Below are 13,304 nucleotides of genomic sequence, written 5' to 3' on the forward strand. Positions count from 1 at the left end.
CTTTACATCATTAGGGCTGTATTATAAAAACGCACCTAATGCTTTAACTTGGTCTAACATGCGGTTTGAGAAACCCCATTCGTTGTCGTACCAAGCCATTACTTTAACTAGATTGCCATCGGCTTTAGTTTGCGTCGCATCAAAGATAGATGACGCTGGGTTATGGTTAAAGTCGATAGAAACAAGCGGAAGCTCATTATATTGTAAAATATCTTTCATTGAACCCGTTGATGCTTCTTTCATGATTGCATTGATTTCTTCTGCAGTCGTATCGCGCTTAGTAATAAACGTAAAATCAACTAAAGATACGTTGATTGTTGGCACACGTACCGACATACCGTCTAATTTACCTGCAAGTTCTGGTAATACTAAACCAACAGCTGCCGCAGCACCTGTTTTAGTTGGGATCATAGATTGAGTCGCACTACGAGCACGGTATAGATCTGGGTGGTATACGTCAGATAAGTTTTGATCATTCGTATAAGAATGAATCGTTGTCATACTCCCCTTTTCAATACCTACGGTGTCGTTAATTGCTTTTGCAAGTGGTGCTAAACAGTTAGTAGTACACGATGCATTTGAGATGATTTGGCTATCAGCGTTAATTACATCGCTGTTTACACCATGAACCACTGTTGCATCCATATCTTTACCTGGAGCAGAAACGATTACTTTTTTAGCACCCGCTGTAATGTGCTTAGCAGCATCATCACGTTTAGTGAAAAAACCAGTACATTCTAAAACGATATCTACGTTTAATGCTTTCCACGGTAAATTTGCAGGGTCGCGTTCTTGCGTTAACGTAATTACGTCATCGTCAATTAACATGGTGTTATTTTCAAGTGTTACTTTTTTAGAAAATTGACCATGAACTGAGTCATACTGCGTTAAATGTGCATTAACGTTAGCAGGTGCTAAATCGTTAATTGCTACAATTTTAATTTCGCTGTTTTGAGCTGACTCATAAAGTGCACGTAAAACATTTCTACCGATACGGCCGTAACCGTTAATTGCTACATTAATCATTTTAGACTCCTATTTAAGTTCACTTGCTTGGCGAGCAAGCGCTTCAATTGCTTGCCAGTCTTTATTTTCAATTAGTTGTTTATCTAGCATCCACGTACCACCCACACAAATAACGTTGTTAAGCGCTAAATAGTTCGGTGCAGTTGCTAGGCTAATGCCGCCAGTTGGGCAAAAAGTAATATGTGGTAATGGGCCACCGATTGATTTAAGCATTGCTGTTCCGCCTGCTGCTTCTGCAGGAAAGAATTTTAAATACTTAAAACCATGCGACGCAAGTTGCATAACTTCACTTGCAGTTGCAGCGCCTGGTAAAAATGGTATATCTGATGTTTTAGCCAAAGCAATAAGCTCATCGCTCACACCTGGACTCACCATAAAATCTGCACCTGCGGCAACCGAAAGATCAAAACTTGCTTTATCTACTACCGTACCAGTACCTACATAGGCTTCAGGTACTTCTGCTTTCATCAGCTTTACAGCTTCTGCAGCAATAGGTGTACGTAGTGTTATTTCTAAGGCTTTTAAGCCACCGTTATATAACGCTCTTGCAAGTGGTGCTGCATCTTCTAATTTTTCGATTACAACCACTGGCACTACGGGTGCCGATGCTAAGATTTTTTCAATACTCATTACTTGTTCCTCATTACCCAGTATGGCTAATATTTATTCAAGTCCAAAAGCACTCGCGCCTAAATCGGCACTGCTTACGATATTTCTAAATCCAGTAAATAATTCGCGACCTGTACCAAATGTTGCACTTGGCAGGCTAAGTTCTGCTTCACGTTTAGCAAGTTCTTCGTCGCTAACGTGTACTTTTAATATTCCGTTTGGCGCATCAAGTGTCACTAAATCACCTTCTCGGATTTTAGCAATAATGCCGCCTTCTACTGCCTCTGGTGCTAAGTGAATAGCAGCTGGTACTTTACCTGATGCACCCGACATACGACCGTCAGTAACAATGGCTACTTTAAAGCCTTCATCTTGAAGCGTTGCCATTACTGGCGTTAATTTATGTAGCTCTGGCATACCTTTCGCTTTAGGGCCTTGCTCTTTTAGCACGGCAATAAAGTCTTGGTTTAATTCGCCACGCGTGTATGCATCTTGCAGAGCACTTTGTGAGCTAAACACTTTTGCAGGAGCAGTAACAACCTGATGTTCGATAGCAACAGCTGACACTTTAATAACAGCTTTACCTAAGTTACCCGTTAGAAGTTGCAGACCACCTTGCTTACTAAAAGGGTTACTCACTGGGCGAAGTACTTCTTCATCGTGTGAGTTTGCTGGGCAATCTACCCATTTAACTTTAGTTGGGCCGGTTGAGTTGCTCATGATCAGGCTATCGTCTTTATCCAAACGAGGCTCTGTCATGTAAGGTGCTAAACCATCGCCTAGCATTGTTTTAACGTCTGTGTGTAAGTAACCAGCGCTTGCTAGCTCTCGCATTAAGAAACCCATACCGCCAGCTGCTTGGAAGTGGTTTACATCTGCAGAGCCGTTAGGGTAAATACGTGTAAGTAGTGGTACAACTTCTGATAAATCAGACATATCTTTCCACGTAACCTGAATGCCGGCAGCTTTTGCTATCGCAACAATATGAATAGCATGGTTAGTAGAACCACCTGTAGAAAGCAGGCCTACTAAACCGTTTATAATCGTTTTTTCGCTGATCACATCGGCTAAACACGGGCTTTCTTTATCATCTGTAAGCTGCTTAAGCATAGTTTCTACAGCATTACCTGTAAGACCATCGCGAAGCTCAGTGTAAGGATTAATAAACGAACTACCTGGAAGGTGTAAGCCCATTATTTCCATTAACATTTGGTTTGAGTTTGCAGTACCGTAGAACGTACAAGTACCTGCGCTGTGGTAAGACGCGCTTTCAGCCTCTAATAAGTCTTCGCGACTTACTAGACCTTGTGCAAATTTTTGACGAATACGTGCTTTTTCTTTATTAGGAATACCTGATTGCATTGGACCTGCTGGTAAAAAGAACACAGGTAAATGACCAAACGACAATGCACCAATTAATAAACCCGGGACGATTTTGTCGCAAACGCCTAAACAAAAAACGCCATCAAACACATCGTGTGAAAGCGATATTGCCGTAGACATAGCAATTACATCACGAGAAAAAAGCGAAAGTTCCATGCCGTCACGCCCTTGCGTAACACCATCACACATTGCAGGAACGCCACCAGCAACTTGTGCTGTAGCATCGTATTTAGTAGCAATGTCTTTAATTAAATCTGGGTAATCTTTGTATGGCACATGAGCCGATAACATATCATTATATGAGTTGATAATAGCAAGATTTGGCTGCTCATCAGCCTTTAAGCGCGCTTTGTCATCACTGCTACATGCAGCCATAACATGGGCTATATTTCCGCAACCTAAACCGGCACGAACTCTTGTTTGTTTTTTTGCGTGCGAAATACGTTCTAAATAATCTTGACGGGTATTTTTACTGCGTTCGATAACGCGCTGGGTAACTTCTTGAATACGAGGATGTAACATAATTTAACTCATCTCTATTAGTTAGAGGATAAAGGCTCAGTAGCAACTACAGACTCCACGTAAATAACTGTACTGAGCATCTTTGATTTACCCGTTCAAAGGTACGCTACCAGGGAGCCTCTCACAACAACCCTGACACCGGTGTCACTGTATTAACGCATAGCAATGACACCGGTGTCAACCCCGGGTAACAAAAATAGTTTAATATTTTAACATGTCCGAATAATGACCTAATTCATTTTTAGGCACAAAGTATATTTTAGCAAGTTCAGAGCAAAAAAAAGCCCGAATAAGCGTCACTCATATTCGGGCTACTGTGAAAATGTCTTTAACTCACTATTTTATCGCAGAGGTTGACTCACGTGTAATTAAGCGCGACTCAAGCGTTACCTGGTATGGCTGTTCTTGAGGCTGAGCTATATGAGATATAAGCTGTGTTACAGCTTGTTTTGTCATTTCTTCAACCGGTTGTGCAATAGTCGTTAAACCAGGCCAAATATGACGCGCAATAGGTGCGTTATCAAAGCCCGCAATAGAAATATCATCAGGTACTTTAAGTTGGCGCTGGGTAGCTAATTTTAATACAGCTGCCGCCATGTAATCGTTTGATGCAAATACAGCGGTTGGCCTAGGTGATAAATCTAAAATACTACGTGCGCTGTCGACGCCTGAGTGATAACTAAAGTTACCCTCTTCTACTAAGCGCTCGTCAAACTCTATTCCATGACTTGCAAGTGAACGCCTGTAGCCTTTAAAGCGTTGTTGCGTGGCACTATGATCCGGGTGCCCTTTAATAAACGCAATTGATTTATGACCAAGACTAATTAAATGCTCGGTAATTTCAAATGCGCCTTGCTCATCGTTGCTCCGCACAGAAATTGAGTCATCTTGAAGTAAAGCCGATGCAACTCTTGCGTAAGGGATTTTTTTAGATTTTAAAAATGAAACCAGCTCGGCAAAATCACCAAAAGGAGGTGTTAATACAATGCCATCTAATCGAGAAGTCTGTAGTAATTGCTCAATATTATTTATAAGGGCTTCACCACGAAACTCACAAGGGTGTATCAATAAGTTATAGTTATTTTCTTTACACGCTTCTAAAGCGCCCGTCTGCACCCGAGTGATATAACTTTTACTGGGATTATCGTAAAGACAACCAATAATAAAGCTACGATTTTGTGCAAGGCCTCGTGCAATTGGATTTGGGGTGTAATCGAGTTCTTTAAATACCGCAAGCACCTTTTCTCGGGTTGCAGCACTAACATTAGGCTCGTTATTTAAAACGCGTGATACGGTTTTTTTAGAAACACCAGCATGACTTGCCACACTGTTTATTGTTACTTTTTTCATCACTCTATTTTTCCAAATGCGAACAAGGAAAGCTCCTTATTTGCTGTTGTGCAAACACGCTGCGGCACCAATTAGTGGAATATTATCTTGTGTTACAAGTATTACAGGAATTTGCCCTGCGTATTGCGACATAATACCCTTTTGTGAAAATCGTTCAACAAAACGACTTTCTAAAAGTCTTGCTTGCATACGAGGCAGTATTCCACCGCCAATAAATAGTCCGCCTAAAGCGCCGTAAACAACGGCTAAATCGCCAGCTACACTGCCGATCCAATCACAAAATTGATTAAGCGTTGCATCACACACATCACATTCACCGCTATTTGCTAGGCTACTAATTTGCGCTGCATCTAAGTTTTTAGCTGTTACACCTTTAACCGCAGACATCGCTTTGTATAAATGCGTTATGCCAGGTCCTGAAAATACAGTTTCGATAGAAACGTGGGGGTGATCTTTACGTAATTCATTTAATAGTAAAGTATCGAGTTCATTAACAGGTGCTAGCGATATATGCCCCCCTTCTGAACTTAAAACAGCGGTAGATTGCGACGTTCTAACTAAGCACGCCGCACCAAAACCAGTACCGGGACCTATAACACCAATATTAGCATTATCATCAGCTTGACCTGATTTAACAATGACATTTTGTTTAGGATCTAAGTAAGGAGCCGCATATGCAAAGGCAGCAAAATCGTTAATGACCTCTAGTTGCTGTAAATCAAAATGAGTTTTAAATTCACTAACACTAAAATGCCAACCTAAATTGGTTAAATGTACCTGCCCAGCTTTTATTGGACCTGCAACGGCTAAACATGCGCGTTTAGGTGTAATATGCGAGACTGTTTGTAAATATTGCTCAAGCGCACTTTCAAGTGAACCAAAATTAGCACTAGGAAAAATATTAATGTGCTCTATTACAAATTGGTTAGTATGTTCATTAAAAGCAGTTATTAAAGCAAAGCGGGCATTGGTGCCGCCAACATCAGCAACTAGGATGGGATCAAATTGGGCAGAAGAGTTTAGGCTCATAGTATTATCTCTTTTGTTAAGCGACTCGTGCTTATTATTTTACAATGGTATACCATTGTTATTTATACTTTGAGCTATCACCTCAAAGTAGCTATCACAGTAAAAAATGCTGCCTATAAAATATATAAACAGCGAATACGTTTTGACAACAAAATGATAAAACATTTATATTATGACACCGGTGTCAGCCGTTTATCAATAAAAATATACGTTAATTCACAAAAAGCTTGAAATTATTCATTAATAAACGAAAATGACACAATTATTTATCAAATTAATTAAGTTGTAACAATGAAAGGTAAAGCCACCTCATTTGATATTGCCCACTATGCAGGGGTATCTCAATCAACTGTATCTCGCGCTTTACGTAACAGCCATCTTGTTAATGAAGAAACACGTAAGCGTGTTTTCGATATAGCTAAAAAGCTTAATTATAAAGTTGATAAAAATGCCAGCAACTTGCGTACACAACAAAGCAGCACACTTGCATTACTTCTTTTCGAAGACCCTACTTCTGATGAGTCACAAATTAATCCTTTCTTTTTAGCCATGCTTGGCAGCATTACCCGTGCTTGCGCTAAAGAAGGTTACGATTTATTAGTATCATTTCAATCGGCCAGTGCTGATTGGCAAGCAGACTATGAAGACAGTCACAGAGCCGATGGTATTATTTTACTCGGTTATGGCGATTACATTGATTACCAACCAAAATTTAATACCTTACTTGAACAAAACACTAAGTTTGTTTGTTGGGGGGCAACGGTAGATAATCGCCCAGATTTAACTGTTTGTTGTGATAACTACGGTGGCGGTAAGCTCGCCGCTGAGCACTTTATTGCTCACAGCAGAACTGATTGCGCTTTTATTGGTGATGCATCTGATCATAGCCCTGAATTCTTTAGTCGCTTTCAGGGTTTTAAAGATGAGCTATTAGCTAACAACGTAAAAATAAACGAACGTAAGATGGCTAATGCTATATCTACTGAAGAATCGGGGTATCACGCCACTCGTTCTCTTATCGCTAATAATATTAAATTTAACGCATTATTTGCTGCAAGTGACTTAATTGCTATTGGGGCTATACGTGCACTTAAAGAAGCAAATATTAACGTGCCAAAAGATGTTGCGGTAGTCGGCTTTGATAATATAGCCATTGCTAGTTATGTAAATCCACCGCTGACGACGATAGAGCAAAACACCACTGTTGCTGGGCAAATGCTTGTAGAGAACTTATTAAAACTGATACGTGGTGAAGAAGTGCAAAGTACCTTACTTCCACCTGTATTAATTTCTCGAAAAAGTAGCAGTTAAAAATCAAATATCCTAATAAGACTTCAACATAATAAAAAGGCTTCTAAATTTATTTAGAAGCCTTTTTTTAATAACTACAGCATTTTATACCAATCCGCAATAATACTTAATCATTTTGCGGGGCTAAACGTGTCGCTAACTGCGTTAAAAAATCCTTATTTAGAACAACTAAATAGCGAATTTTTTGCCTAGCTAACAACACGTTTTTCCTGCCTCAAAATAGCTCACTTAATTAAGCGAATTGGTATTATATATTAGTCTTTAAGCGATTCGGCAACCACCGGGTAATAATCCCAAACTTGTTTATCACTGAGTGAGCGTACAAGCTTAATGTATTCTGCATGTGTCCAAGCTAGAGGTGTTGCTGAGTTTGTACCCTCGCCTAACGCATAACCTGCTTTATTTACACCCACGCCATCCCATACTTGCTCAGGTAGCATCATGCCGCTATTAGCAAATTGCTCTAGCCCTTTTACGTAACTATTTTTAATGTCCGCTTGTTTTGCATCATCTAGCGTATTATTTGCGTTTGCGTCCGCTATTTCATAGTGTCCGCGTTCACCTGTAAAAAATGGCCATACACGACCACGTTGGCCTGGCGTGTTGCTCCTGCTTTCGGCGTAATTAGTACCTGTGGTTTCATCTTCGCCGTAACCGTCGTTGCCATAACGGCGATAGCCTGCAAATGTGCCGCTACCATCGGTAAAGTTAAAGCTGTATTTAACTTGTAAGTTATCTTCAAGCGTTTCGTCGTCATACTCAGGTAGGGTTTTAACTATACTTGAATCGTTGGCACTTCTTACTCCATAGCGGACTAATTCTAAAAAACCACCATCTAAAATCTGCTTTTTGTTAAAACCTTCACGGCCATTGTTGGCGTTAATTTTAGTATTAGAGTTAGCGTCGGTGTCTTGACCTATACGAATAAAATACTCGCCATCGGTGCTATCACCTTTTAAATTACCTTCGGTGGTAAACATTTGCGATTCTATATCATTGTTGTACTTTTTAGCCGTTGCTAAATAACGATCTGCATTTTGAGTATCACCGCTGAGTGTTGCTATGTCACTGGCTGTTATAAGGCCAGCAACAACGGCAGCCGTTGTAGAGGGAGAATAACCACTTTGCTCTTCCCAGCGCTCTTGCTGTGTAGCAGGTGGAGTGATTTGCATGTCGTTCCATAAAATTTTAGCTCTTCCGCCATCAACTAAAAAGTCAGCTGCCGGTTTTAGCATGCGTGCGTACCAATCTTTAAGTTCGTTATCACTTAGTACGTTTGCTTGATGTAACTTCCACGCAAGCATAATCGGCATAGCCGTTTGATCTAGCTGTACCCCTACCCATTCAAGTTCACCGTCAACATGTGTTTTTTGTAAAAACCATCCTGTATCACCATTGTTACCGGGGGTTTTGCTAGTAACTTGTACTTTTTCAAGGTATTCGAAGGCCGTTTTTGCAGTCGCTGTATCGCCTAAGGCCATAAATGCCATAGCTACTTGATAAAAATCACGAACCCATACCGCTTTGTAACCAGTCGAACCCTCTTTGGCTGAAACAGTTTCACCCCAAGGATTAGAAAGTGAGGCAATGAGCGCACCCGCATTAGTTTTGTCTTCTTGCGCTTTTAGTACCATTGCACTGGTATAAAGTAGCTTACCGTCATCGGCTGTTTGCTTAACCATTGTATTTAATGGCTCAAGGCTTTGTAAATAATCTTCCCAGCCTAGCGATTCACCTTTACCGTTGTAGGCATCAAGCACATTTTGATAACCTTTAGATAAGCTCTGTGCACCTTGTTGCTGGCTTTGCTGCTGCGTTTTACCAAAGCTTAGTGCTAAATCAAATGTGGTATTACTATCGATATTACCAAGCTCAGCCAGCAGAGTGACGTTACCGGCCTTATCGCCAGTGTTTGAATATTGTTTGCTTAGTGTGTTTTGTTTTTTAAGTGAGGTGATGCCATCGCTCACACCTGTAAAGCCTACACTTTGCATTTTGAATGGCGTAGATGATTGCAACGTTAAAAAATTATCATCTTCCCATGCTACTAAGCCTTGCTCAGTGGTTTTTGCAAAATCACCTAAGCCGTTGTTGTTTATATAAGGGTTAACAGCAACATACGCTTTCACGCCTTTAAGTGATGTATTAAAAATACTGCGTACAAACAATGTTTGTCCGTCAGGGTCGGTGAATATGTGTTTTTCGAGGGTAAAACGCCCTTTCTTATCTGTACTTGTTACTTTGTAAGCAAGCGATAGTGGTCTGCCTTTATCGTCTTTATGTAAGTAATCAATTGTAACGTCTAAGTCGTCAGCTTCAGTGACTGTAAAATCTTTACCGGTTACTACAAACTGCATATCTTTAATTTGAGCTTGGTGAATGAGTCCAAACATAGTTTCGGTGATCATACCTTTGGCAATTGAAAACCATACTTTTGATACTTCACCTGTCGCAGCGTTGTTATTATATTGGCCGTTTTGGTATTGCTCAAAAGAAGTACCAATTCCGGTTTTACCCGCGTAAGCCCAAAATGGTTCAGCACCTGGTGCGCCAGGAGCGGCTGAAACTGTAGCGTCAATATTTTCATTATTAGTATTTTTCACGCCACAGGCCGTTAAACCCAAAGTTAAAAGAGAAGCGGTAATAAGGTTATATTTTTTCATTGTGTGACCCTTAGTTTGAATTTTTAACGCGCATTACAGCAATCGCAGCAACAACAAATGATGCGGCACCAATTAATAATGCGTAAATAGGCTGGTTAGAAAATACGTGGCGTAAAATAAGCCCTAAAATACTGGCAGCTAATAACTGTGGAATGACGATGAAGAAGTTAAATATCCCCATATAAACGCCCATTTTATTACTCGGTAGTGCGTTACTTAACATGGCGTAAGGAAGCGACAAAATAGACGCCCATGCAAAGCCAACACCTATCATAGGTATAATTAGCATTTTTGGATCTGTTATAAACATAAAGCTCGCTAGGCCTAATGCACCTAGTAGTAAGTTAAAGCAATGTGCGCCTTTTAATCCCATTTTTTTAACTAAAAACGGAATACACATTGCAGCAATGGCCGCAAAACCATTGTAAGCGGCAAATAAAATACCGACCCAATCAGCCCCATCGTTGAATGCTTTACTGGTTGCATCGCTGCTACCATAATGAAAGCTTGTTACTGCGGCTGTAGTGTATATCCACATAGCAAATAACGTAAACCAGCTAAAAAACTGCACCCACGCTAGCTGCTTCATTGCCTCTGGCATAGTAAATACATCTTGTACTACTTGATAAAAGCCGCCTTGTGTTTTATTAGCGCCTTTTAAAGCACTCGCTATCCACTGCACAATACCAAACGCTAATAAACCGCCAGCAAGTAAATACAGTTCTTTTTCAAGGTCTAAACCCATAACTAAAGCAAGTGTTGCCAAACCTAGCACCACAAAAATAACGGCGCCTTTATTAAAGTTAATATTTAAAATAGGTACGGCAGCAGATTGTACTTTTTGGTTTTCAAACTCAGCAAGCTGTTCAGGGCTATATTCTTTAGTGCGTGCTACAGTCCAAATAACGGCAGTAAGTAATACAACCCCACCCCAATAAAATGAATATTTAACAGATTCAGGGATTTGCCCTGCAGCAGCGGTATTACTAACATCAAACCAATTGGTCATCATCCATGGTAGCGCTGAGGCTAATACTGCACCAATACCAATAAAAAAGCTTTGTAAGCCGTAGCCTGTTGCACGTTGTTTTTCTGGCAGGTTATCGCCTACAAGTGCTCTAAAAGGTTCCATTGTAACGTTGATTGACGCATCCATAATCCACAACATACCTGCAGCAATCCAAAGCGTTGGCGAGTGCGGCATAATAAAGAGTGAAATAGTAGTAAGTACCGCCCCTATAAAAAAGAACGGACGACGACGACCAAAATGCCCCCATGTTTTATCACTCCAATAACCAATTATTGGTTGCACTATTAAGCCCGTTAGCGGTGCTGCAACCCATAAAATAGGAATATCATCCACTTGTGCGCCTAGGGTTTGAAAAATACGGCTCACATTGCCGTTTTGTAGTGCAAAACCAAATTGAATACCCAAAAAGCCAAAGCACATATTCCATATTTGCCAAAAACTTAGATTTGGTTTGTTGCTGTCATAATTATTATTTTGATTATTCATGATTAGCCTTATTAGTTAAAACTGCGCTACTAAATGCATCTAGCGAAAGCATAAGCTTTGTAACTTCTTTGTCAGTGATGATCTTTACCGTGTTTTGTTCAAGTAAGTCGTGTAGCGGTTTATTTCGCTCAAAGGTATTAGCTTGCTCTGGTGTTAAATTAATTAATACCGTTTGTGGCTCCTCACTAAAATTACTAAAAACATAAACAGATTGCTGTCCCAGCGAGCGTACAAAACCAACAACGCGTTCGCTATTGCTAAGTGAAAGCTCTGACATGGTTCCACCTACAACAGCGGGTAAACTATTAAGAGCCATTATTGATTTATAATAATCACGAAGTGATGCTTGCTCGCTTGACAAGTTAGCGCCGTCGAATTTGCCGTTGTTCATCCATGCTTGATGCGCTGGTACACCAATGTAGTCAAAAATACTGGTGCGAGTAGATGTGCCAAAACCTGCGTTTTCAGATCCGTCCTCCCCCACATCTTGAGCAAAATATAATAAAGTAGGTGCGCGACTAATTAAGCTAGAAACTACCATTGCTGGTTTCCCCCAGCGTGCATCACCTGCAAAATCGGGGCTCGCAATGCGTTGTTCGTCGTGGTTTTCTAAAAAGTGCAACATGTGCGATTCAATATCGTTAACGTGGCTTTGGGCTGCAAAAATCGTATTAGCAGCTTGCTTACCCTGCATAATGGCTTTTAATGTGTCGTAAAAGCCGACTTTGTCATACAAATAATCCATTTTTCCTTGCTGAATATACGCTCTGTACATTTTCGGGTTATAAACTTCAGCCAATAAAAATGCATCCGGTTTTTGCATTTTGATTGATGAGTTTAAAAAACTCCAAAATTCAACTGGCACCATTTCGGCCATATCGTATCTAAAGCCATCAACGCCTTTATCAAGCCAGTACAAAGTGATATCTCTAAATTTATACCAACTATTAGGAAGCTCTTTATTTTGCCAAAAAGCGTAATGAGCGCGATAATCTTGGTTTTTTAGCTCTTTAGGTAATGCAGGAAAGTCATAGCTGCCATCTGGCTTTACACCATAGTTAACTTTTACGGTTTCATACCAATCGTTTATATCAGGTTTTGGTGCTCGCGCCCCATTCCCCGTCCATTTTGCTGGCGTTTCATCAAAAAAACCATCAGCTAATGGATGCGTATTACCACCTAAAACGAGGTAACTTTCTGACGCTGGAACCTGAAAAGACTGCCCAGGTACATAATAAAAGTTGTTATTTTTATCGTACTCTTTACTTTTATCATCCTGCTCACCAAAGTCTTTTACTCCTTTGGGTTTTGCTACTGATTTATAATCACGCGCAACATGGTTAGGGACAATATCAATAACCACTTTCATACCATGTTGATGAGTGCGCTCAATCAGATCACTAAACTCACCCAACCTATTAGTCACATTTATGGCTAAATCGGGGTTAACGTCGTAGTAATCTTTGATTGCATAAGGTGAACCTGCACGGCCTTTTACTACATCCGGATCGTCTTGGCTAATGCCGTACTGTGTATAGTCGCCCACTAACGCATGGTGCAAAACACCGGTATACCAAACATGGGTCGTCCCTAGCTCTTTAATGCCAGCTAATGCAGCATCGTTAAAGTCAGCAAATTTGCCTACACCATTTTGCTCTTTTGTACCCCAAGGTACATTTGCGGTTTGTGTGTTACCAAATAAACGTGTAAACACTTGGTATACAACAGGCTTTGTTAACTCATTTTGCGCCTGTTTAGGCATTTGCTGTTGTTCGATTTCATTATTGTCTGAGCACGCACTTGTTATAAGTGCGCTACACAGTAATGCGGGTACATAAACTGATTTTTTCATTGTGTGTCTTTTTGTCAGTAGTGTTATAGCTTTATACTAAAGA

At 40.4% G+C, this 13,304-nt stretch carries 9 protein-coding genes; 1 reads left to right on the plus strand and 8 read right to left on the minus strand.

What is annotated here, in order from left to right; genetic code table 11:
• Positions 1-21 precede the first annotated feature (21 nt).
• The 5 genes from gap to glk all read right to left on the minus strand — a co-directional run bounded on the left by gap (position 22) and on the right by glk (position 5,919).
• Entirely contained in the window at positions 22-1,026 is a 1,005-nt protein-coding gene (gap, locus tag I6F40_RS00745) for a type I glyceraldehyde-3-phosphate dehydrogenase (RefSeq protein WP_007582622.1), read from the minus strand.
• A 9-nt stretch (positions 1,027-1,035) separates the two neighbouring features.
• Positions 1,036-1,656 carry a bifunctional 4-hydroxy-2-oxoglutarate aldolase/2-dehydro-3-deoxy-phosphogluconate aldolase gene (gene eda, locus I6F40_RS00750; protein ID WP_002959756.1) on the minus strand — a complete coding sequence of 207 codons (621 nt, stop codon included), beginning with the start codon at positions 1,654-1,656 and terminating at the stop codon, positions 1,036-1,038.
• Between the two features lie 33 nt (positions 1,657-1,689).
• Positions 1,690-3,540 (minus strand): phosphogluconate dehydratase, encoded by a 1,851-nt coding sequence (gene edd / locus I6F40_RS00755; RefSeq protein WP_007582619.1) that lies wholly within the window; start codon positions 3,538-3,540, stop codon positions 1,690-1,692.
• A gap of 336 nt (positions 3,541-3,876) precedes the next feature.
• Complete coding sequence (locus I6F40_RS00760; RefSeq protein WP_165740595.1) at positions 3,877-4,890, minus strand: LacI family DNA-binding transcriptional regulator; 1,014 nt, start codon at positions 4,888-4,890, stop codon at positions 3,877-3,879.
• A gap of 36 nt (positions 4,891-4,926) precedes the next feature.
• Positions 4,927-5,919 (minus strand): glucokinase, encoded by a 993-nt coding sequence (gene glk, locus I6F40_RS00765; protein ID WP_197192361.1) that lies wholly within the window; start codon positions 5,917-5,919, stop codon positions 4,927-4,929.
• A gap of 291 nt (positions 5,920-6,210) precedes the next feature.
• Between glk and I6F40_RS00770 the strand changes: the two genes are divergently transcribed.
• Positions 6,211-7,230, plus strand: coding sequence for a LacI family DNA-binding transcriptional regulator (locus tag I6F40_RS00770; protein ID WP_165735095.1), 1,020 nt, complete (start codon positions 6,211-6,213; stop codon positions 7,228-7,230).
• A 254-nt stretch (positions 7,231-7,484) separates the two neighbouring features.
• Here the strand turns inward: I6F40_RS00770 and I6F40_RS00775 are convergent, their stop codons facing one another.
• Genes I6F40_RS00775 through I6F40_RS00785 form a run of 3 tightly spaced genes read right to left on the minus strand, consistent with a single transcriptional unit; the run spans position 7,485 to position 13,261 of the window.
• Positions 7,485-9,893 (minus strand): glucan 1,4-alpha-glucosidase, encoded by a 2,409-nt coding sequence (locus I6F40_RS00775; RefSeq protein ID WP_197192362.1) that lies wholly within the window; start codon positions 9,891-9,893, stop codon positions 7,485-7,487.
• 10 nt (positions 9,894-9,903) lie between these two features.
• A complete protein-coding gene (locus I6F40_RS00780; protein WP_197192363.1) occupies positions 9,904-11,409 on the minus strand; it encodes an MFS transporter in 1,506 nt (501 codons plus the stop codon).
• Positions 11,402-13,261 (minus strand): alpha-amylase family glycosyl hydrolase, encoded by a 1,860-nt coding sequence (locus tag I6F40_RS00785; protein ID WP_165740480.1) that lies wholly within the window; start codon positions 13,259-13,261, stop codon positions 11,402-11,404. Before I6F40_RS00785 ends, I6F40_RS00780 begins: the two co-directional genes overlap by 8 nt.
• Positions 13,262-13,304 lie beyond the last annotated feature (43 nt).

This window comes from Pseudoalteromonas sp. SWXJ133, assembly GCF_015864365.1.
In the GTDB taxonomy this organism is placed as follows: domain Bacteria; phylum Pseudomonadota; class Gammaproteobacteria; order Enterobacterales; family Alteromonadaceae; genus Pseudoalteromonas; species Pseudoalteromonas arctica.